At 50.5% G+C, this 19,683-nt stretch carries 23 protein-coding genes; 20 read left to right on the forward strand and 3 right to left on the reverse strand.

Annotation, left to right across the window (positions count from 1 at the left end; all coding sequences use genetic code 11):
• Nucleotides 1-9: 9 nt before the first annotated feature.
• Nucleotides 10-1,521 (reverse strand): arabinosylfuranosidase ArfA, encoded by a 1,512-nt coding sequence (gene arfA / locus AC4G46_RS12755; RefSeq protein WP_491128254.1) that lies wholly within the window; start codon nucleotides 1,519-1,521, stop codon nucleotides 10-12.
• Nucleotides 1,522-1,667: 146 nt separating this feature from the next.
• On the opposite strand from arfA, the gene AC4G46_RS12760 reads away from it, so the two are divergent.
• The 7 genes from AC4G46_RS12760 (at nucleotide 1,668) to AC4G46_RS12790 (ending at nucleotide 5,933) form a co-directional block, all read left to right on the forward strand.
• Entirely contained in the window at nucleotides 1,668-2,570 is a 903-nt protein-coding gene (locus AC4G46_RS12760; RefSeq protein WP_491128255.1) for an ArsR/SmtB family transcription factor, read from the forward strand.
• Nucleotides 2,571-2,680: 110 nt separating this feature from the next.
• Nucleotides 2,681-2,854: a hypothetical protein gene (locus AC4G46_RS12765; RefSeq protein WP_491128256.1), complete on the forward strand. Its 174-nt coding sequence runs from the start codon at nucleotides 2,681-2,683 to the stop codon at nucleotides 2,852-2,854.
• Between the two features lie 188 nt (nucleotides 2,855-3,042).
• Complete coding sequence (locus AC4G46_RS12770; RefSeq protein WP_068723399.1) at nucleotides 3,043-3,228, forward strand: hypothetical protein; 186 nt, start codon at nucleotides 3,043-3,045, stop codon at nucleotides 3,226-3,228.
• Between the two features lie 200 nt (nucleotides 3,229-3,428).
• On the forward strand, nucleotides 3,429-4,001 hold the full coding sequence (locus AC4G46_RS12775) for a putative ABC transporter permease (RefSeq protein WP_491128257.1): 573 nt from the start codon (nucleotides 3,429-3,431) through the stop codon (nucleotides 3,999-4,001).
• A gap of 179 nt (nucleotides 4,002-4,180) precedes the next feature.
• Complete coding sequence (locus AC4G46_RS12780) at nucleotides 4,181-4,657, forward strand: NUDIX domain-containing protein (RefSeq protein ID WP_491128258.1); 477 nt, start codon at nucleotides 4,181-4,183, stop codon at nucleotides 4,655-4,657.
• A gap of 32 nt (nucleotides 4,658-4,689) precedes the next feature.
• The gene (locus tag AC4G46_RS12785; RefSeq protein ID WP_491128259.1) at nucleotides 4,690-5,133 is read left to right on the forward strand and encodes a ribosomal maturation YjgA family protein; all 444 of its coding nucleotides are present in this window, start codon (nucleotides 4,690-4,692) and stop codon (nucleotides 5,131-5,133) included.
• A gap of 5 nt (nucleotides 5,134-5,138) precedes the next feature.
• Nucleotides 5,139-5,933 (forward strand): lipid II flippase Amj family protein, encoded by a 795-nt coding sequence (locus tag AC4G46_RS12790; RefSeq protein WP_491128866.1) that lies wholly within the window; start codon nucleotides 5,139-5,141, stop codon nucleotides 5,931-5,933.
• 31 nt (nucleotides 5,934-5,964) lie between these two features.
• Here the strand turns inward: AC4G46_RS12790 and AC4G46_RS12795 are convergent, their stop codons facing one another.
• A complete protein-coding gene (locus AC4G46_RS12795; RefSeq protein WP_491128260.1) occupies nucleotides 5,965-6,747 on the reverse strand; it encodes a hypothetical protein in 783 nt (260 codons plus the stop codon).
• A gap of 233 nt (nucleotides 6,748-6,980) precedes the next feature.
• On the opposite strand from AC4G46_RS12795, the gene AC4G46_RS12800 reads away from it, so the two are divergent.
• The 8 genes from AC4G46_RS12800 to lepB all read left to right on the forward strand — a co-directional run bounded on the left by AC4G46_RS12800 (nucleotide 6,981) and on the right by lepB (nucleotide 12,937).
• Nucleotides 6,981-7,847 (forward strand): SDR family oxidoreductase, encoded by an 867-nt coding sequence (locus AC4G46_RS12800; RefSeq protein WP_491128261.1) that lies wholly within the window; start codon nucleotides 6,981-6,983, stop codon nucleotides 7,845-7,847.
• A 37-nt stretch (nucleotides 7,848-7,884) separates the two neighbouring features.
• Complete coding sequence (locus tag AC4G46_RS12805) at nucleotides 7,885-8,562, forward strand: response regulator transcription factor (protein ID WP_491128262.1); 678 nt, start codon at nucleotides 7,885-7,887, stop codon at nucleotides 8,560-8,562.
• A complete protein-coding gene (locus AC4G46_RS12810; protein ID WP_491128263.1) occupies nucleotides 8,559-9,611 on the forward strand; it encodes a HAMP domain-containing sensor histidine kinase in 1,053 nt (350 codons plus the stop codon). The genes AC4G46_RS12805 and AC4G46_RS12810 overlap by 4 nt, the downstream gene beginning before the upstream one ends.
• A 56-nt stretch (nucleotides 9,612-9,667) precedes the next feature.
• Entirely contained in the window at nucleotides 9,668-10,372 is a 705-nt protein-coding gene (locus AC4G46_RS12815) for an ABC transporter ATP-binding protein (RefSeq protein ID WP_491128867.1), read from the forward strand.
• Nucleotides 10,369-11,118, forward strand: a complete 750-nt coding sequence (locus tag AC4G46_RS12820) for an ABC transporter permease (protein WP_491128264.1) — start codon at nucleotides 10,369-10,371, stop codon at nucleotides 11,116-11,118. Before AC4G46_RS12815 ends, AC4G46_RS12820 begins: the two co-directional genes overlap by 4 nt.
• Nucleotides 11,115-11,873: an ABC transporter permease gene (locus tag AC4G46_RS12825; protein ID WP_491128265.1), complete on the forward strand. Its 759-nt coding sequence runs from the start codon at nucleotides 11,115-11,117 to the stop codon at nucleotides 11,871-11,873. Before AC4G46_RS12820 ends, AC4G46_RS12825 begins: the two co-directional genes overlap by 4 nt.
• Nucleotides 11,874-11,997: 124 nt before the next feature.
• Nucleotides 11,998-12,399: a DUF4265 domain-containing protein gene (locus AC4G46_RS12830; RefSeq protein WP_491128266.1), complete on the forward strand. Its 402-nt coding sequence runs from the start codon at nucleotides 11,998-12,000 to the stop codon at nucleotides 12,397-12,399.
• Nucleotides 12,400-12,439: 40 nt separating this feature from the next.
• A complete protein-coding gene (lepB, locus tag AC4G46_RS12835) occupies nucleotides 12,440-12,937 on the forward strand; it encodes a signal peptidase I (protein ID WP_491128267.1) in 498 nt (165 codons plus the stop codon).
• A gap of 30 nt (nucleotides 12,938-12,967) precedes the next feature.
• Here the strand turns inward: lepB and AC4G46_RS12840 are convergent, their stop codons facing one another.
• Nucleotides 12,968-13,273, reverse strand: coding sequence for a Dabb family protein (locus AC4G46_RS12840; RefSeq protein ID WP_491128268.1), 306 nt, complete (start codon nucleotides 13,271-13,273; stop codon nucleotides 12,968-12,970).
• Between the two features lie 294 nt (nucleotides 13,274-13,567).
• Here AC4G46_RS12840 and AC4G46_RS12845 point away from each other — a divergent pair, with 294 nt between their 5' ends.
• The 5 genes from AC4G46_RS12845 to AC4G46_RS12865 all read left to right on the forward strand — a co-directional run bounded on the left by AC4G46_RS12845 (nucleotide 13,568) and on the right by AC4G46_RS12865 (nucleotide 19,474).
• Nucleotides 13,568-14,554 (forward strand): HD-GYP domain-containing protein, encoded by a 987-nt coding sequence (locus tag AC4G46_RS12845; protein WP_491128269.1) that lies wholly within the window; start codon nucleotides 13,568-13,570, stop codon nucleotides 14,552-14,554.
• Nucleotides 14,555-14,723: 169 nt separating this feature from the next.
• Nucleotides 14,724-15,461, forward strand: coding sequence for a GTP pyrophosphokinase (locus AC4G46_RS12850; protein WP_491128270.1), 738 nt, complete (start codon nucleotides 14,724-14,726; stop codon nucleotides 15,459-15,461).
• Between the two features lie 263 nt (nucleotides 15,462-15,724).
• A complete protein-coding gene (locus AC4G46_RS12855; RefSeq protein ID WP_491128271.1) occupies nucleotides 15,725-18,220 on the forward strand; it encodes a glycoside hydrolase family 9 protein in 2,496 nt (831 codons plus the stop codon).
• Nucleotides 18,217-18,891: an HAD family hydrolase gene (locus AC4G46_RS12860; RefSeq protein WP_491128868.1), complete on the forward strand. Its 675-nt coding sequence runs from the start codon at nucleotides 18,217-18,219 to the stop codon at nucleotides 18,889-18,891. The genes AC4G46_RS12855 and AC4G46_RS12860 overlap by 4 nt, the downstream gene beginning before the upstream one ends.
• A 34-nt stretch (nucleotides 18,892-18,925) precedes the next feature.
• On the forward strand, nucleotides 18,926-19,474 hold the full coding sequence (locus tag AC4G46_RS12865) for a YfiT family bacillithiol transferase (protein WP_491128272.1): 549 nt from the start codon (nucleotides 18,926-18,928) through the stop codon (nucleotides 19,472-19,474).
• The last annotated feature ends 209 nt before the right edge of the window (nucleotides 19,475-19,683 follow it).

Below are 19,683 nucleotides of genomic sequence, written 5' to 3' on the forward strand. Positions count from 1 at the left end.
CGCCGTCTGCTATTCAGCCTTAACCTTCAGGCGGATTACGTTCCAGGAAGCCTTCGGCAGCACCGCGGAAATGCGCCCGCCGTCTGCAGCCGCATTTCCGCGGTCATGCGGCAGTACATTGCCCGGATTCTGGCGTGTGTTGGCTGCGTACAGATCCTCATGCTCAAGCACCGTATGCTGGATAACGGAGGCTTCACCGAAGCTGCGCAGGTCAACAGAGAATTCCATGCCTTCTGTCAGATGACGGTTTACTGCGAATACAGTAACTTCGCCCAGTTCTTCATTGTATACGCTGACTGCTTCGAGGTAAGGAACATCAGTGAAGTCCTTGGAATCATATTTCGGACTGGTAATCAGCGGGTGCAGGACGGTTCCCCGGCCGTACTGAGAAGCATGCATGTAAGGGTAGAATGTAGTCTGCAGCCACAGCGGCCCGCCGTTTTCCGTCATGATTGGTGCAATAACATTGATCAGCTGGGCGATGCAGGCCATTTTTACCCGGTCAGCATGCTTGAGGAGACTGATCAGGCAGCAACCCACGACAAGCGCATCTTCCATATTATATACATCCTCGAATTCCGGCGGAGCTACCTGCCAGTACGTTTCGGCGCGGCTGGACCCCTGGGACTTCCATACATTCCATTCATCAAGCGAGAGGTAAATTTTCTTCTTGCTTTTCTTTTTGGCCTTGATATAGTCGCACACAGCGGCTACACTGTCGATGAACTGATCCAGATCCAGTGAGCTGGCCAGGAAATTCGGAGTATCGCCTTCATTGTTATTGTAATAAGTATGCAGGGACAGGAAGTCTACATTGTCATAGCTGAGATCAAGCACAGTGGCTTCCCATTCGGCAAAGGTAGACATGCTTCTGCCCGAGCTGCCGCAGGCGACGAGCTCCAGGTTGGGGTCAACCCAGCGCATTGCCTTGGCCGTTTCGTTGGCAAGTCTGCCGTATTCAACCGCTGTTTTGGCGCCGATCTGCCACGGGCCGTCCATCTCATTCCCAAGACACCAGGTCTTGAAGTTGTGCGGGTCTTTAACTCCGTGGGAAATCCGCAGATCACTATAGTACGATCCTGACGGATGGTTGCAGTACTCCACCAGATTCCGGGCTGCGTCGATGCCGCGTGTGCCCAGGTTTACCGCCATCATTACTTCGGAGCCGACCAGCTTCGCCCACTTGGCGAATTCATTGGTGCCAACCTGATTGGTTTCCGTAACCCACCAGGCCAATTCAAGAGAGCGCTTACGTTCTTCCTTGGGTCCGACACCGTCTTCCCAGTTATAGCCGGAGACGAAGTTGCCGCCCGGATAGCGGATAATCGGAACGTTCAGCGAACGTATAGCCTGCAGGGCGTCTCCGCGGAAGCCGTCCTCATCGGCAGTCGGATGTCCGGGTTCATAAATACCGCCGTACACAGCCCGGCCAAGATGTTCAATGAAGGAACCGTAAACTCTCGGATCAACTTCACCCAGTCTGAAATCCTTGTCAACGATCATTGTCGATTTTATTGTCATCAGTGCAGCTCCTTTGATATGGATTAATGATTTTGTTAATTAATTAATCTTTATATGATTACATAATACGAATTATGCGTTAAAATAGGCAATATAAATCTTTAGGATTAACATAATTACTAATCCAAGAGGGGTAGAGGATAAGGATGTACTTAACTACTGATTCAGAATCGCTAAAAGTGTATGAAGCGCTGGCCAGTGAGGTCAGGCTCCGGATCATTGATCTGCTGGGTACAGAAGAGATGCACATTAAAGAGCTGGCGGAGAGGCTGTACCTCAGCAGCGCCATCGTTAGCTCCCATGTCTCCAAGCTGCAGAAGGCCGGAATTGTCAGCTCACAGATGAAAAGGATCGACGGCGGAACCTATAAATACTGCTCCCTGTCGGCTAATTTTCTGCAGATCAAATTGTCGGGGGCGAAGGGCATTGCCCGTAAGGTGGTTGAGGTATCCGTTCCGGTGGGACACTATACAGATTTGCAGGCCTTCCCGACCTGCGGAATTGCCACGACCGACAAGCTGATCGGATACTATGATGATCCGCGTTATTTTCTTGATCCTGAACGGGTCGATGCGGGCATTCTGTGGTTTGCTAAAGGTTATGCCGAATATAAAGTGCCTAATTATCTGTTTATGGACCAGAAGGTGCAGGAAATTGAAATATCCCTGGAGCTGGGTTCAGAAGCGCCGAATGTTAATGAGAAATGGCCTTCGGAGATTCTGTTTGCGCTAAATGGGCATGATCTGGGCAAATGGACAAGTCCCGGTGACTTCGGGGTGATGCGCGGACGTCTTACCCCTTCCTGGTGGAATTCCGATGTGAACCAGTACGGGCTGCTGAAGGTGCTGCGGGTGAACCGCGGAGGAACCTATATAGACGGGCAGCAGATTTCATCGGTAACCCTGGATGATGTATGCTGGCAGAAGGACCAGTGGACGTTCAGGCTGACGGCAGAAGACTCAACCCGAAGGCGGGGCGGGCTGACGCTGTACGGACGGGGCTTCGGCAATTACGAGCAGGATATCGTGTTCAGGGTTTATTACGAATAAAGTGAAACGGTGGAAGAACCTCCTTACTCAGAATTAATGTTTGCAAAACAGTCTTACGGGTAACTATAACTAAGTGAACAAAAAACTGTTAAGCCTGAGGAGGAATTCACATGACGGATCACATTCAGAACGAAGCGGATATCCGCAATAAAGAAAATAAAGACGGTGACTCGCTGGCAGAACGCAAGAAGATGGAGAACGGCGTGGACATTGAGCCGGAGGCTGACGACTGGATAGCCAAACCTGCGGAATCCGCCCATCCGGACCCGCTCCCCAAAAACTAAAGATATGCAATCAAGACAGGCTGTCCTATAGGGACAGCCTGTCTCTGTGTACACGGCACATGGTGTATTGAGTATTGCTTGGTGCCTGTTGTATACTCAGGTCAAGTACAGCCACTAGTCTTCATCATTCAGCACAGCAGCGCAGATTTCCCGGGACTCAGGCAATCGAACTTGAGGGAGGTAAAGAAATGCGTAGTCGGAACGATAACGGCAGGTACAGGCAAAAGCGTGGAGAGGCCCTGGCAGGCAATTTTGAGAAAAAGTACGGCTCGGACTTTGGCGTGCGCAGTGAAGTTTCGCTGGAGGCCCTGAGAAAGCAGCATGACAGTCCTTTAACAGCACAGCTTGCAAAGGAACAGCAGCAGAAGGAGTGAACCCAATAGTGTTCAGTTTTCAGACAAGGTTAAGGATGACAAGGAGATGTCCCATGAAGCTGTTATTTAACGGCTGCGGGGACATCTTTTTTGTTAGCCCTAATATGAATCTCTCCTGTATAAGATGAAAAGAGCTATGGCATACTACCTCCCGGAACCATCTGTAAAAAACGAAACTTACAGTGAGGGAGGAAATGCCTGTGAATCTTATTCTGCTGTTGTCGCCCGGCAGCGATTCTGCTTTTGCGGCGGCAGGCCAGTATTTCTTTTACTTTGCAGTCTACTCCTTCTTGGGCTGGGTCCTTGAAGGGACATATAATCTCTACAGCCGGGGAAGCTTCCGCAAAGAAGGTTTTCTAAAGGGGCCAGTTAAACCAATGTATGGTTTTGCTCCGCTGCTGCTGCTGTCGTTTCAGAAGCTGGAGCTGCCGCTTCCCTTGTTCCTGCTGCTGGCGCTGATTATTCCGTCGCTGGTCGAATACGTCAGCGGCTGGCTGCTAAAGACCTTTTTCCGCAAGCAATGGTGGGATTATTCAGACATGCCCCGCCAGCTCCACGGTCATATCTGCCTTAAATTCTCACTTTACTGGTGGGTGTTGTCTGCCGGATGCATCTATGCGCTTCACCCGCTGATCCAGCTGCTGTACCATTTAATGGAGCCTGTGTGGTTACCTGCTCTGCCGCTGGTTGCTGTGATGTTCCTGACCGATATGCTCTGGACCTTCCGGATACGCCGGCGCAGCCTGACTGAACTGGAGCATGGTGAAGGCTAATACTAGTCATAAGGACATGTTAAAATTAAGGACCTTTCTTTGACCATACGGCAAAGGGAGGTCCTTATTTGGCATGCCCGCAAGGAACCGGGGTATAGGATGTCTAATATAGATAGAGGGTGCTGTACTTCCTGAACCTTTATTATCATACATTAGTACAAAATAGGGGGGGCGTTATCATGCCGATATCTGATTATTACCGTGAGCTGCGCAGCCGGATTGGTACAAGCCTGCTGATGATGCCGTCTGTAGCTGCAGTCATTCGTAATGATGCGCATGAGATTCTCTTCGTCCGCAAAAGCGGAGAACAGCTGTGGGGTCTGCCGGCCGGTGCGGTTGAGCCGGGGGAGAGTCCGTCCAGGGCTGTGCGCCGTGAGGTGTTCGAGGAGACTGGGCTAATGGTAACACCGTTGAGAGTCAGCGGCGTATTCGGCGGTGCAAAATATGCATATGAGTACAGTAATGGTGACCGTGTCGAGTACTCTGTTACTGTATTTGAGTGTACTATCGTTAAGGGTACTCCAAGAAATATGGATGGAGAGTGTGAGGAGCTCAGATTCTTCAGCGAAGAAGAGCTTCCGCAGATTGCCATTCCGTATCCGCCTGAGCTGTTCCGTAGACCGTCAGGTGAAGCTCAGCCGGCAATATTTGAGTAGATCCTTGTTTTGCAAAGTCAGGAGATAACAGTGTGCAAAAAAATGAAGTGAACCACAGCCGTATCAGAATTATATACTGCTGTGCCGTAATCCTTACTATTGTGTCAGGATTGTGTTCCAGAGCGTATGCGGAGTATCTGCCTGAATTTGCCGCAGCCCATCTGGGAGACGCATTATGGGCGGCGATGGTGTATTTCGGATTCCGCCTGCTGCTCAGCCGGAGTCCAATGGCAGTTGCACTGGGGCTGAGCATGCTGTTCAGCTTTAGCATCGAGTTCAGTCAGCTGTACCAGGCATCATGGATTAACGAAGCAAGGGCTACACTGGCCGGCGGGCTGATTCTCGGCAAAGGGTTCCTCTGGATCGACCTGGTGCGTTATACAGCAGGAATCTGCGGAGCCTGTATACTGGACTGCTTGTGCCTGAACAGAGCTTCACCCGTGATAAATAAGCTTGATGGAGATGAGATTCCCTAATGACCATGACCAACAGCTTAATCGTCGTATGCCTGCTGACTCTGATCATCAATACGGCGGAAACGTTATCCTATTCGGTCCGTTTTGCCGGTGTGAAGCTGAACAAGATTGCGATTGCCTTATCCCTGACCGGCATTATCGTGCTGATCTCAAGAACAGCCAATATGATTCAGGCCCCGCTGACAGCCAAATTTGTGGACTACTCCAACAATGAAGATCCAAGCTTTCCGCTCGGCAATTATCTGCGGATCATTATGCTCGCTTCCACCCTGGGTACACTGATTGCCATTGCGCTGTTCCCGACCTTTGTCGGCCTGTTCAGCAGGGTGATTTCCAAGCTGGAGATAGAGGGCTCCATTCCCAAGCTGCTCAGCAGCGTGACAGTGGAGCAGCTCAAGAACACCCGCAAGTATTTCAAACGGCCCGGCCTGCAGCTGCCCAGCTTCCGGTATCTCGGCATCCCCAAGCGGTTCATTATTATGAACATCTTCGTCACGGGATTCTATACGGTCGGTGTATTGTCTTCACTGTATGCAGGCCATCTGTCTCCCCAGCTGCTTGCCACCGCCTCCAACGCTTCAGGGCTGATCAACGGTCTGGCTACGATTCTGCTGACGATCTTTATTGATCCGCAGCTGGGAATTATCACCCATAAGGCTACAGAGAGCGTGGAGTACCGTGACCAGCTCGGTAAAATCTATGTTCTGCTAATGTTCTCCAGAGTTCTCGGAACATTGCTCGGCCAGCTTGTATTTGAGCCGGCAGCTTATTTCATCAGCTGGATGGTTCAGCTGATCTGACAAAGCCCGTTGGCTTCACCCGCAGAGATATTCATTCCGGAAGCCTGGATTCGGCAAGCCGGATGGCCGCAGTAATCTTCTGCTCAAGTACATAGACCTGCTGCAGATAAGTACGGATTTCCGTCATCCGGTCACAGGAAAGCTTCATTCCGGCTGCAGCAGTAACGGCGTCTCCCGCCTTTACGGCAGCCTTGTATTGTTTGTCCGCATCTGAGCGGAGAGCCTGAGCTTCGCTGATCTGCTTGTTCCCGCCGGTGATTTGCTTTCTGATGCCGGATACAGGCGACAAAGCATCCTTGGCCGGCTTGTTCTTCGCAGCAGCAGCACTTGTAGCTTCGGCAAGTGCCGTATTCTTCGTCTTAATCTCAACCCGCGCTGCCGTCGCTGCAGCCTTCAATTTATTGCGCTTAAGATCGAATGAAGTAGCGCTCTTGAGATTGCCCGCCTTGCGTGCAGCAGCAGCCTGTTTGCCCAGTGAAGCATATTGCTCCAGCAGCGCAGCGTGTTTCTTCCTGGTGGCCTCAGCCTCTGACTTGAGCCGGCTCAGCAGACTCTTGTCGGTTGCCTGAAGCCTTGCATTAACGGCAGCGAGACCGGCTGTGTTCTGCTTGCGCAGCTCCTGATTGCGTTTGCTCTCGGCCTTAACAGAGGCCTGCAGGCCGATGTAGCTGCTGTACAGTTCATTAATCTGGTCAAGCGCCGCATCCCAGTCTGAGGCTGCGGCAGCCCGGGAGGAGTTCCCGGACAAGACCGCCAGAATGACCAGCAGGACAGTAAGGCTGCGGATTCTGCTTGTGATTGAAGGGCTGTTCATTTAGATCATCTCCATTTCTGCATGTTATCAGCGAACGCAAAAAAGCACCCCCAAGAAAGGCATAAATGCCTGTCCTGCGAGGTGCTTCGCCCGCTCAACATGTATATTTTATACACACTATAGCTTGAATTTATTGGGAAGTCAAGAAATGAAAGAACGCCAGTTCGCCATTGTGCGAATATAGAATTTACAATACAGCATTGAAGTGATCAGTCACAGCACAGGAGGCTTATATGAATCAAATACAAGAAGAAGCCCGTGATCAAATCGCGCTGATTACAGGAACCTCGAGCGGTTTCGGACTGCTGACGGCAGTCAGGCTGGCTGGCCTGGGTTATCAGGTGGTTGCATGTATGCGCGATCTGCAGCGCAAGGACGAGCTGCTCCGCCAGGCGGATGCGGCCGGTGTAACGAAGAGAATTCATCTGGTGACGATGGATGTTACGCGATCAGACTCCATTGAAGCGGCCGTATCAACGGTTACCGGGCGCTTCGGAGCCATAGATGTGCTGGTGAATAATGCTGGCTTCGCTGTTGGCGGCTTCACGGAAGAAGTCAGCATGGAGGAGTGGCGGCGCCAGATGGATACGAATTTTTTCGGTCTGGTGGAGGTAACCAAGGCTGTTTTGCCTGTTATGCGGGAACAGCGTGAAGGCTGTATTATCAATGTCAGCAGTGTGAGCGGCCTGTTCGGCTTTCCCGGCTATGCGCCGTATGCCGCATCCAAGTTTGCCGTGGAGGGCTTCAGCGAAAGTCTGCGCCAGGAGCTGCTGCCTTTCGGGATCAAGGTCATTCTGGTCGAACCCGGCTCCTTCCGCACCCCGATCTGGGGCAAAGGGATGGAGAGCATCCGCACCAGTGACACTTCTCCTTACAAGAAGCAGCTGGAGCAGGTGCTGAGCTACTCGCGGAGGACTGCAGAAACTGCGCCGGATCCCGCACAGGTAGCAGAACTGATCGCAAGGCTTGTCCGGAAGCGTTCTCCTAAGCTGCGCTATCCGATCGGCAAGGGCATTCACAGCCTGATTATCGGCAAAATCCTGCTCCCCTGGAAAACGCTCGAACGCTTCATTACCAAATCCCTAGCGGGGGTGAAATAGGCTGTGAACATCCTCCATATAGAGAGAAGGGTATGACTTGAAAAGAAATATTTTATATATTGAAGATAACGAGAAGATTGGCGGCTGGGTAAAGGAAGAATTGGAGCAGCGGGGATATTCAGTCCATTGGCTGCTTTCAGGCGAAGGCGCTGAACAAGAAGTACAGCAGCATGAAATTGTTATTTTGGACATTATGCTGCCCGGTTTGGACGGATTCACTGTGGGCAGACGCCTGAAAAGGGCAGCTCCTGACGTTCCTATCTTGCTGTTAACTGCCCGTACATCAATTGATGATAAGGTAGAGGGCCTGCAATTCGCGGATGACTATTTAACGAAACCGTTCCACACGGATGAACTGGCTGCAAGATTAGAAGTATTAATGCGCCGCAGCGGCGGAACAAGTTCAGGGCGGATTTTATTAGGTGAACATATTGAAGTTGATCCGCAGCTCCAGCTGATTTTTGACAAACGCAATGGTGAAGAGATTATTCTAACTGGGAAGCAGCATCAGATTTTAATGTATTTTTTACGCCATCCTAACCAGGTCTTGCCGAAAGAGCAAATATATGAAGCCGTTTGGGAAGAGGCTTATATCACGGGTGATAAAACATTGATGGTACACATCCGCAGGCTGCGCCAAAAGCTGGAGCGTAATCCGGATTCACCGGAAATTATTGAGACGCTGAAGGGAATCGGCTACCGGGTGAAGCTATGAAACAGGGCAGGCCGTTATTCCGCCGTTATCTGAAGGTCCATTTTATGTTTATCTTTTTTCCTCCCCTGGTGCTTATTATTCTATCTGTCTTTGTCGGGGTTTCTGTCAATGAAGTAACGCTGAATACGCTAAATCAATTTTACGCAGCACTGTTTGTGTTTGGTTTTATTATTGTTGCGTTTATTCTGATATCCTGGCTGTTTTTCCTGAAGCTCCGCAAACGTCTCACCAGCTTACAGGAAGCCATGTCATTCTCAGCTGAGCATAACTCGTTCCCGCAGCCCGTACCTGTTCAAAGTGACCGTATGGACGAAATAGATCAGTTAGGCCGCTCTTTTAACTGGATGATTCAACAGCTGGAGGACAGCCGTGCTAGGGAGCTTGAGGAGGAAAGGCTACGCCACAGGCTCATTGCTAATTTATCGCATGATTTACGGACACCACTTACCATCTTGAGAGGACATATCACAAGGCTGAATAGAGAATCCATAAGTTCAGAAGGGCAGAGCTCAATAACAGAGATGGACCTTACGATCACAAGGGCGGGCGAGCTGATGGATGATTTGTTTTCCTATACCCTGCTTACCTCAGGGAAGCTTCCTTTTGAGCCTGCTTCGACAGATATCGGGCGTCTGGTGAGGGCTGCTGTTGCTGCGTGGTATCCGGTTTTTGAAGAACAGGACCTAGAGATTAATATAGATTTACCTGCAGATAAAACTTTTTATTGGGAAGCGGATCCTAAATGGCTGACACGGATTCTGGATAATTTATTTCAGAATATTGTCCGGCATGCTGCTGAAGGAAAATACATAACCATCATGATTGATATAGAAAAAGAAGTTATTACTGTTGCGGACAAAGGGCCGGGTATGGATAACTCATCCTATGAGCACGGAGCGGGAATCGGTCTATCGGCAGTGAGCTATATGCTGGCAAAAATGAGGCTGAAGGCTGATTTTACATCGGATGAAAACGGCACAAGTGTAACGATTGGCAAAGCTTTACCTAAAAGTAACCCGGAATTAAACGGGCGGATACCCGGGATGTAACCTTGCTTCTTTATAATGGGAACCATAACGGAAAGGAAGTGTTATGGTTGATTACAGTGAATAGCCTGGTCAAACACCGCGGGAAGCAAGAAGTCATATCGGGCATCAGTTTTATAGCCAGGCCGGGCAGAGTAACCGGTTTTTTAGGTCCGAACGGGGCGGGTAAAAGCTCTACACTGCGTATTCTGCTTGGACTTGACCGTGCCACTTCAGGGAGTGCACTAATTAATGGCAAGCCGTTCACAGCATTACATCATCCTCTGGCAACAGTGGGTGCCGTACTGGATGGAGCCGGGGCTCACCGGATGCGGACAGGCCGGGCACATTTACGCTGGATTGCCCGCGCCGCAGGATTGCCCCGCGCACGGGTCGAGGAGGTTCTGGAGATAACGGGACTGACTAATGCAGCCGGTAAAAGAGTAGGGAGTTATTCCCTTGGTATGGGAAAAAGACTTGGAATGGCAGCAGCTCTGCTTGGCGATCCCGGAATATTGGTTTTAGATGAGCCTGTAAACGGGCTCGACCCGGAGGGAATCCGCTGGATCCGGACATTTCTGCGTAAACGTGCGGAGTCTGGCAACACGGTGCTGCTATCCAGCCATTTAATGGGAGAGCTTGCCGAGACGGTCGATGATGTGGTGATTATTAAGCAAGGCCAAATTGTTGCAGACGGGACATTGGCAGAAGTAATAGGGAAACATCCTACGCTGGAGGAAGCTTATTTTGCAATGACCACTGAAATTGCCGGTGAGAATGTATGAGGGCGTTTCATGCAGAGCTGTCTAAATTGTTCTCCCTGCCGGGCATTTGGCTTGCCTGCTGCATCGGGGCATTTGCCCCGGCGGTCATTGCCGCATTGGACAGTATAGCGCAAAAAGAGGATATTATAGCAGGAATCAGCACACGGCTGCCGGAAGCTGGTTACATCGGATTAGCCGTAGGTGTGCAGGGAGTCATTATTCTCGGTGTGCTTGCGGTCAGCAGTGAGTATTTGACCGAGAGCAGTGAATCCGGCGGAGGGCAGCAAATTGCAGCAAGCCTGACGGTTGTTTCCTCCAGAGTTCATTTTTTATTGGCAAAAGCAGGCGCAGTGACATTAATCAGCATACTGCAGTGCATTGTCGCGATTACGGCTGTTGTACCGGCAACGCATCTTATTCTGGGTGAATATGCCCCTGGGTTTGAATGGCCTAAGCTGATCGGTGCAGTATGTTACTGGGCATTCACGGCTCTTTTAGCATTTGGTATAACTGTTTTAACAAAGAATGGTATAGTCCCCCTCGCTGTGCTCATAATCAACTCCTCCTTTGTATCCTTCAGCTTTCTGCTCTCCAAGGTTACAAAGCTGGCGTTATATCTGCCGGACCGGGCGGGCATTGATATGTTTATGTCTTTAAGCGAAAGCATTCTCAGCCCGTTCACAGGCGGTTTGGTCATGTTTGCCTGGGTAGCCGTTCTTTTCACTTCAGCAATGGTTGTAATCTGTAAGCGGGATGTTGCATCATGAAGGTCTCATTCAGTAGAAGGCTTCCACAGATCCTTGGTGCTGAGCTGGAAAAGCTGGCTACCTTACCCTTGATCCGCTTCCTGCTCATTGCTGCCTTCATGCTTAATTTAGCTTTGGCTGCGGCCTTTACTTCTGCCGGTCTGCAGAGGACTGGAGGAACGCAAGCTATATTGAATACAGGCCTTGCTTCTATGGGATATCTTCAGGCAGGGTTCATCATTCTTGGTGTCTTGGCTGCTTGTTCAGAGTACACTGGCGGACAGATCCGAACTACCTTGTTGGTGATGCCCTGGCGCGGGCTTCAATTATCCGCCAAGCTTTTGGCACTGGCCATTATAACCCTTCCGGCGGCTTATATCATTGCGGCATCAGGAATTCTATATTGTTGTATTATGATGAAAGACACGGCAGCAGGGATTGAAATAAACACAGCGATAAGGTCATTAACAGGTGCAGCAGGCTATCTGACACTAACCACACTCCTCAGTGCGGCTATAAGCAGTTTATTAAGACGAAGTACTCCTGCAATGGCAATACTGCTGGGTTATTATTTCATAATCAGTCCATTAACAACGGGCCTTCTGCCTGATTTCAGTCATTATTTCCCTGATAGAGCAGGTTATTATATGTATACGCCGCCTGCTTTTACCGAAGCTGATTTCCTTACACCTGTGCAAGGCACAGGCATAACCATGTCATGGACACTGATGTTTATAGCAGCAGCTATCGTATTTTACCGTAGACGGGATGCCTGAGCTCAGGCTGTCTATATGCTGGCCGGCTTGTATACTGAGGATCTGTTGATCACTCTCATTGCCAAACTATAAAAGTTTGAATACAATGAAGGTTCACGGATTTTGTTAAGAATTGAGGTGTACGATGCCGGATACAGTAGGGCTGCATATCTGTTTTGACGAGTCGGGGCGTGAGATAGAAGTGCTTGATGTGACTCCAGTAGCGCATGATAAATACAGAATTGAAGAGACGCCGATTTTTAACCCGGGCATTGCGCTCGGAGATATTATCCGGGTCAAGGAGAAGCAGGGGATTTCATATTATGTGGAGACCGTGCAAAAGTCAGCCTATAAGCGGTATGCCTGGCTGCTCAGCAAGGAAGCGGCGGGTTCAAGAGAGATTTCTGCGCTTAAGCAGACGGTCAAGGAAAATGGCGGGCGTTATGAACAAATTTTTGGAGGCTTTCTCGTCATACATATCCGGAAGGACACTGCAGTTGATGTCGAGGCTGAAATGTCACGGATATTAGCCAGGTTTGAACTGTAATTCCAACATTATATCTAAATCGGACAAGCGGAGGGCCAGTATGAAAAAATTTCTGAAGCAGTGGCTGCCCAGTATCGCGCTGGGCGTAATCCTGTCCTTATTTATCCGGTCGTACGTTGCTGAAGCGATGAGAGTCCCGACGGATTCAATGGTCCCGACAATTGAGGTGAATGACAGGCTGTTTGTGGAAAAGCTGCTCTGGCTTACCGCGCTGGAGCATGGGGATATCGTCGTGTTCTATCCGCCGGTACCGGGCGAGGAAGACAAACGTTATGTGAAACGGCTGATCGGACTGCCGGGAGATACGATTGAAATCAAAGAGGGAGCGCTATACCGTAACGGCAGTAAGGTAGATGAGCCTTATCTGAAAGAAAGCATGACGTATACCTTTGGGCCGGTTACCGTGCCGGATGAGCATTATTTCTTCCTTGGCGACAACCGGAACGTCAGCTATGATGCCCATTTGTGGCCGACTCCCTTTGTCGCCAAGGATCAGCTGGTCGGCAAGGTGCTTGCCGATGTGAACGATATCTTTTAGAAACGCTGCTGCCCCCCGGTCTGCCCGGGATCAGACATGCACAGGATAATCCACTACAACAACACTCTCAATTATCCCTTCAAGCATGGCTACAAATTGCTGGTGGGCCGGATGCGGCCCGTATGCACGCAGGGCTTCCTGATCTGTAAAGGTCACGCGGAGCCCAAGCGTATAGCCATGGATATTCTCCGTCTCCTCGGTTACATTCACGCCTGCCGTTAATGCGGTAATTCCCGGAATCTGATCCTTCAGACCCAGAAGCGCCTGTACCAGCTGCTGCTCCTGTCCGGGGTTAAAGCTGCTGTTAAACTTAAATACAACCAAATGCTCGAACATAATGAACCTCCTCAACTGAAAGAACTGGAATTGATTATACTATTGATTACTGCAATAAAGATAGAAATGTGAAAAGACTTCACTTAACAACACTATAACGACTCCGAAATAAAGCGCGGCTAAAGTAGGGTTACATTAGAACTAGGCCGGACCAATGAATGTGACTTTAACCATATTGTTACCAGGAGGGCATTTGGCTATGATCAAAGAAGATAAGGTTTAATTATTTGTAATTTAAAGGAGTGCTGCAACTTGAAGGTTCATGTCACAGATCTTAAACCAGGTGACCGCCTCATGACTGACACTTTCAATCGTGTAGGCTTGCATATACTGCCGGGCGGGACTGTCGTCACGCGTGAAGAAATTTCCCTGCTGATCAGACACAGGGTCGAGTACGTGTCGATTCAGGTCCGCGAACTGTACGGAATTGCTGAGGAGCCTGGTCATGGGCTGTATAATGAATTCGACCAGGTCATTATGAACTATGAGGCGACTTTTCTGGAGGCATTATCCCAAGGGTGCTTCACCCCGGCTCTGGTGGATACTACGCTGCAGCCGCTGCTGGAGACTCTGGATAAGCAAAAGGATGTAGTCTCTCTGCTGCTTCTGCTTGACCGCGAAGATATTGATACATACCAGCACTCGCTTCAGGTGGGCCTGCTGTCTTACTATATTGCCAAATGGCTGGGGTACTCCAAAGAGGAGAGTTACCGGATCAGCCGTGCCGGCTATCTGCATGATATCGGCAAGAGCCAGATATCCTTGTCCATCCTGAACAATCCCGGCCTGCTGTCGGCTGAGGAAATAGAAGAACTGAAACGCCATACCGCCTACGGCTACGATATCATCCGCAGTTCGATGCAGGATGAAGCCACAGCGCTGGTTGCGCTGCAGCATCATGACTATGAGAGCAACCCCGCTCATTCTGCAGGTAACCTCAAGAACGAGCTGCATCCGTATACGGAGATTGTTACAGTCGCCGATATTTATATGAAGCTGACCACCTCCAGACTCAGCCGGCCCAAGCAGGGACTGGTAAGTGTGTTGCGCCAGGTGCATGAATGGGGCTTCGGCAGACTGAACGGCAATGTGGTCCAGGCGTTAACCGGCCATCTCCTGCCGGGCTTTGTAGGAAAGACTGTACAGCTTAGTAACGGGGAGACCGGCACTATTGTAATGAACAATGCCCTGGATATTTTTAAGCCGCTGATTAAAGTGAATGAGAGTTACAGGGACTTGTCCCGGGAACGCACTCTGACTGTTGATGAGGTTCTGGTATAAGTCCGGTTAACCTTGCAGCTATACTCAAATAAAGTCACCCTTCAGGCCCAGTACGGGACTTGGGCGGCTTTTTTTACATTTTGGGCAAATTTGAATTCCTCCGGCTTACTGGCTATGATTAATAGAGAAACTGCCAATCCTATTGGCAGCAGAAAGAGGAGAAATGAAGATGAACGCAGGCAACCAGATTGAGAATTTTAAGCAGATCAAGTATGAGCTGACCCGGTTTATGATGATTTACAAGTTCGCCCTGGAGGAAATTGAGACCAAGATAGAAATCCTGAAGCAGGAATTCCAGATGCTCCATGACTATAGCCCGATTGAACATACCAAGTCCCGTATCAAATCCCCGGAGAGCATTATGAACAAAATGCTGCGCAAAAACAAACCGTTCTCCCTGGATGCAGTTAGATCAAGCATCAAGGATATTGCGGGACTCCGGATCACATGTTCATTCATTTCGGATATTTACCAGGTCAGCGAAATGCTGCAGAAGCAGGATGACCTGAAAGTGCTGCAGGTAAAGGATTATATTAAGAACCCGAAGCCGAACGGTTACCAGAGTCTTCACCTGCTGGTGGAAGTGCCGGTGTTCCTGTCAGACTGTACAGAGCTGGTATGTGTAGAGGTTCAGATCCGTACGATAGCCATGGACTTCTGGGCCAGCCTCGAGCATAAAATTTTCTACAAATATAGCCAGTCTGTTCCTGAACACTTGACCCGTGAGCTGAAGAATGCGGCCATAAAAGCAAACGAGCTGGATCTGCAGATGGAACGCCTGCACCGGGAGATTCAGGAAATCAAAGATGCCCAGGCGGATGATGATTCCATTGAGTTCCAGCGGATCATGATTAATAACCAGCAGTTCAATCTGCCTGCCGGCTTTATGAAACTGCTGGGCGAATAATCACAGCGGCAGTGAGCCTCATCGTATAGCATGTTTTGTATATGCAGCAAATGCTATCAAAACGAAGTGAATGCTTCCGGAGCAGTTTTGCGGTGAAATTCCAGTGTAGCAAATGCTATCAAAACGAAGTGAATGCTTCCGGAGCAGTTTTGCGGTGAAATTCCAGTGTAGCAAATGCTATCAAAACGAAGTGAATGCTTCCGGAGCAGTTTTGCGGTGAAATTCCAGTGTAGCAAATGCTATCAAAACTTTGAGGAGGATGTATGATAACAGAGGCCTATATTACGGATCTGGATGGAACATTGCTCAACTCGGAACAGAAGCTTACAGACTATACAGTGCAGGTAATTACAGAAGCGCTTGATCAGGGCGCTATAATCAGTTATGCAACGGCCAGAGGGTATGTCAGCGCAGCCCGTGCAGTTTCGCAGATACCCTGGAAATATCCGCTGATCCTGTATAACGGGGCACTGATCTATGACGGAATCAACGGCAAGGTGATCGACGGATATTGGCTGGACCCCGTTATCTCCGGTGAAATTATCGCTCTCGGACGGGAGCTGGGCGGCATTTCGCCGTTTTATTTCTCGCTGGATGAAGCGGACTGTGAACGTGTGCTGCATGAACCGCTGACTAGAAGCGGTGAGGTACAGTTCTTTAACAGCCGGCCCGGGGACAAGCGGTTCCGGGAAGTGAACAAGCTGGAATATCCGGACGGCTTCAGGACGCTAATTATCAGCTATATCGGTTTGCTTGAGGAACTTCAGCCGATCCGCCAGGCGGTGCAGGAGCGGTTCGGGAATCAGCTGCAGGTCCATTTCATGAAGGACATATACATAGAGGATCATTACTTTCTTGAATTCAGCCATCCAATGGGCAACAAGAGTGAGGGGCTGAAGTTGTGGGCACGGCATGTGGGCGTTGAGACAGGCAATATCACTGTATTCGGTGATCATCTTAATGATTTTGGGCTGTTCTCGGCAGCCGGCCGGGGAATAGCCGTGCAGAATGCCCAGCCGGAGCTCAAGGCGCTCGCACATGATGTCATTGCCTCCAATAATGAAGAGGGTGTAGCAGCATATCTGGAACAGACACTGAAATTAAAAAGGAGCGTGTATCAGGTGAGTGAACACATTATCCGCGCAATTACAGTGAATCAGATTGGATATCCGGCAAAAGGGAGCAAGATTGCCCTGTTTACGGGCGGGGAGCATCAGTTCCGGGTGCTGGATGCCATAACACGTACGGCCGTGTACAGCGGAGTGACATCTGCAGCAGCTTGGGACAATACCAGCGGTGCCAGTGTGCACACAGGAGATTTTTCTGCGGTTACGGATTCCGGCAGCTATCTCATTGAAGCAGAGGACGGGACCGTTTCTGCTGAGTTTATTATTGGAGAGCTTCCTTATGAAGAGCTGCAGCAAGGATTATTGAAAGCCTTTTATTTCTACCGCTGCGGTGTGGAGCTGGGCGGAGAGTATGCCGGACCTTGGGGGCACGCAGCCTGCCATCTGGCTGAGGGTTCTGTAATCGGCCGGACCGGCCTGAAGCTGGACAGCAGCGGAGGCTGGCATGATGCAGGGGATTACGGCAAGTATTCCGGTCCGGGGGCCAAGGCTGTTGCCGACCTGCTGCTTGCCTTTGAATGGTATCCTGCTGCATTTACGGGTAGCTTCACATTGCCGGAAACCGACGGCAAAACGCCAGATGTACTGCTGGAATGCAAGGTCGAGCTGGAATGGCTGTTCAAAATGCAGGAGGCCGGCGGCGGCGTATATCACAAGCTGACTACCGCAAGCTTTCCCGGGCTTGACGTGATGCCGGAGGATGATACGGACGAGCTGTTTTTCTCGCCGGTATCGGCGGCGGCCACCGGAGATTTTGCCGGTGTGATGGCAATGGCTGCAAGAATCTATAAGCCTTGGGATGAGGGCTTTGCGGGACGCTGCCTGTCGGCGGCAGAGGCAGCCTGGCAATGGCTGGAGCAGCATCCGGAGGAACCGGGCTTCACCAATCCCCCGGGAATATCCACCGGTGAATACGGGGATGAAGAGGATCATGATGAACGCTTCTGGGCTGCGGCTGAGCTCTACCGGACAACGGGCCAAGAGATGTACCACGAAGCTGTTCAGGCGCTGGCCCGGCTGCCCTTTCCGAAATTCGCCCTGGGCTGGGCGGATATGGGCGGCTACGGTGCATTTGCTTATCTGCTTACCGGCAAAGAGCGGACAGATAACGTATTATTCCGGACACTTGAGGAAGGTCTCCTGGCTGAGGCAGACCGGCTGGCCGCAGTCAGTGAACAAGACGGATACCGCATCTCCTTGCGGGAAGAGGATTACATTTGGGGAAGCAATATGCTGGTGATGAATAATGCGATGCTGCTGCTGGCAGCAGAGCGCTTCAGCGGTGAGGCATCCTATGGAAAATGTGCACTGGATCATCTGCATTATCTGCTTGGCCGGAATGTACTGGACATCAGCTACGTGACCGGATACGGTGACCATCCGGTCCGCCATCCGCATCACCGCCCGTCAGTGGGAGACGGGGTGGAGGAGCCGGTTCCGGGGCTTGTGTCCGGCGGTCCGGACCGCGGTCTGCATGATGAATATGTCAGAGAGCATCTCCAGGGCAAGCCTGCCGCGCAGTGCTTTGCCGATCATGACCTCAGCTACTCAACGAATGAGGTTACAATCTATTGGAACTCTCCGGCTGTATTTGTTGCAGCGAGGTTTAATAGCGGGTCTTGGCAGGGATGAGCCGCTATAGCGTGGTCAGCCTGGATATGTTTCAGACGCTGGTCAATATCGAGGGCCGGAGAGAGCATGTGTGGAGGCCTATTCTGAATCACGATTACAGTGAAGAACGGGCTTTGGAGCTTGGCAGCCTGCTGCTGCGAAGCTATTATGAAACGGCGGCAGAGGTTAGGGAGAAGGGCAGCTTTTGGACCAGTAAAGAGATATACTCCCGCGGCTTCCGGCAGGTTTTCGGGCAGCATGGGGTGGATTTCGATGACATGCAGGCTGTAGATATCCTGTTTGCACAGCATCGGCTGTCTGCTTTGTATGAGGATACGGAACCGTTTATGGAAAAGGTATGCCAGGAATATCAGGTGTGCATTGTCAGTGATACAGATACCTTGATGCTTCCGGAATTCTACCTGAACTATCCTGTCACCCTATTTACTTCTGAAAAGTACAAATCCTACAAAAACGACAGCCGCAATCTTATGTTCCAAGAGGTTATTACCCATTACGGGGCCGCACCGGAGCAGATTATTCATATCGGAGATACACCGTCAGATGTTTTGGGGGCAGCCAGGGCAGGGATTACTTCATGCTGGATTAACCGGACCGGAGCGTGCTGGGAGCATACGGTGAAGCCGGATTATACAGTGGCTTCGCTGGATGAATGCTATTCTCTCTTATAGCTTGCATTAGCCCCATTTTAGAGAGGAGTACTATATGAGTGAATATACACCGGATGAGCTTGAACTTCTGAGTTATCCAGTAGGAAGATTTGAGGCGAGGATCTATCTGAATGCGGAGGAACGAAATCAGGACATTCAGAAGACCAGCCGGCTGGCGGCAGAATTAAAGGATGCAGTGCGTCCGCTTACTCCTGAACAGTTGAATACTCCCTATCGTGAAGGGGGCTGGACCGTAAGGCAAGTCGTTCATCACCTGGCTGACACCGGGATGTACGCCTATCTCCGCTTCAAAAAAGGGCTGACGGAGGAACTGCCTCAAATTCCGTCTTACCGGCAGGATCTGTGGGCTGAGCAAAGTGATTATACAGGTGAACCTGTGGAATCCTCGCTGCAGCTGATCGACAGTCTTAACCGCCGGTTCGTGACCCTGCTGAATTCTTTGCAGGAGGCTGATTTCGAACGGAGCTTTGTGAGTGCCGGTCTGGGAACGCTGACCCTTGATGCTGCACTGCAAAGATATATCTGGCACAGCAATCACCATACTGCCCAGATTATCTCGCTTATCCAGCGCAGCGGATGGTGAATCATACCAAAGAGCAGGCTGCCAGCAGCTTCCCCTGGCACCTGCTCTTTGATTTGTCTGCCGTCTCAACAATGTGCAGTGGGCAATAGAACTGGAAAAGAAATCTGGAGCTAGATTCTCCATTCCAATCGTATATAATTAAAGCAAATAAGCCCGGCCGAATAGGGGGTTGAGAGCAATGCCCGGACCAGCAAGAGCAGAACCCAGAC

Source organism: Paenibacillus sp. fava2, from assembly GCF_058313675.1.

Excerpts from the sequence above, each read along its gene's own strand:
- lepB (WP_491128267.1), top strand. The coding sequence starts at position 12,440 with ATGAAAAAATTTCTGAAGCAGTGGCTGCCCAGTATCGCGCTGGGCGTA.
- AC4G46_RS12800 (WP_491128261.1), top strand. The coding sequence starts at position 6,981 with ATGAATCAAATACAAGAAGAAGCCCGTGATCAAATCGCGCTGATTACA.
- AC4G46_RS12855 (WP_491128271.1), top strand. The coding sequence starts at position 15,725 with ATGATAACAGAGGCCTATATTACGGATCTGGATGGAACATTGCTCAAC.
- AC4G46_RS12860 (WP_491128868.1), top strand. The coding sequence starts at position 18,217 with ATGAGCCGCTATAGCGTGGTCAGCCTGGATATGTTTCAGACGCTGGTC.
- AC4G46_RS12865 (WP_491128272.1), top strand. The coding sequence starts at position 18,926 with ATGAGTGAATATACACCGGATGAGCTTGAACTTCTGAGTTATCCAGTA.
- AC4G46_RS12790 (WP_491128866.1), top strand. The coding sequence starts at position 5,139 with ATGACCAACAGCTTAATCGTCGTATGCCTGCTGACTCTGATCATCAAT.
- AC4G46_RS12770 (WP_068723399.1), top strand. The coding sequence starts at position 3,043 with ATGCGTAGTCGGAACGATAACGGCAGGTACAGGCAAAAGCGTGGAGAG.
- AC4G46_RS12825 (WP_491128265.1), top strand. The coding sequence starts at position 11,115 with ATGAAGGTCTCATTCAGTAGAAGGCTTCCACAGATCCTTGGTGCTGAG.
- AC4G46_RS12840 (WP_491128268.1), bottom strand. The coding sequence starts at position 13,273 with ATGTTCGAGCATTTGGTTGTATTTAAGTTTAACAGCAGCTTTAACCCC.
- AC4G46_RS12765 (WP_491128256.1), top strand. The coding sequence starts at position 2,681 with ATGACGGATCACATTCAGAACGAAGCGGATATCCGCAATAAAGAAAAT.
- AC4G46_RS12780 (WP_491128258.1), top strand. The coding sequence starts at position 4,181 with ATGCCGATATCTGATTATTACCGTGAGCTGCGCAGCCGGATTGGTACA.
- AC4G46_RS12795 (WP_491128260.1), bottom strand. The coding sequence starts at position 6,747 with ATGAACAGCCCTTCAATCACAAGCAGAATCCGCAGCCTTACTGTCCTG.
- AC4G46_RS12830 (WP_491128266.1), top strand. The coding sequence starts at position 11,998 with ATGCCGGATACAGTAGGGCTGCATATCTGTTTTGACGAGTCGGGGCGT.
- AC4G46_RS12810 (WP_491128263.1), top strand. The coding sequence starts at position 8,559 with ATGAAACAGGGCAGGCCGTTATTCCGCCGTTATCTGAAGGTCCATTTT.
- AC4G46_RS12760 (WP_491128255.1), top strand. The coding sequence starts at position 1,668 with ATGTACTTAACTACTGATTCAGAATCGCTAAAAGTGTATGAAGCGCTG.
- AC4G46_RS12820 (WP_491128264.1), top strand. The coding sequence starts at position 10,369 with ATGAGGGCGTTTCATGCAGAGCTGTCTAAATTGTTCTCCCTGCCGGGC.
- AC4G46_RS12850 (WP_491128270.1), top strand. The coding sequence starts at position 14,724 with ATGAACGCAGGCAACCAGATTGAGAATTTTAAGCAGATCAAGTATGAG.
- arfA (WP_491128254.1), bottom strand. The coding sequence starts at position 1,521 with ATGACAATAAAATCGACAATGATCGTTGACAAGGATTTCAGACTGGGT.
- AC4G46_RS12845 (WP_491128269.1), top strand. The coding sequence starts at position 13,568 with ATGACTGACACTTTCAATCGTGTAGGCTTGCATATACTGCCGGGCGGG.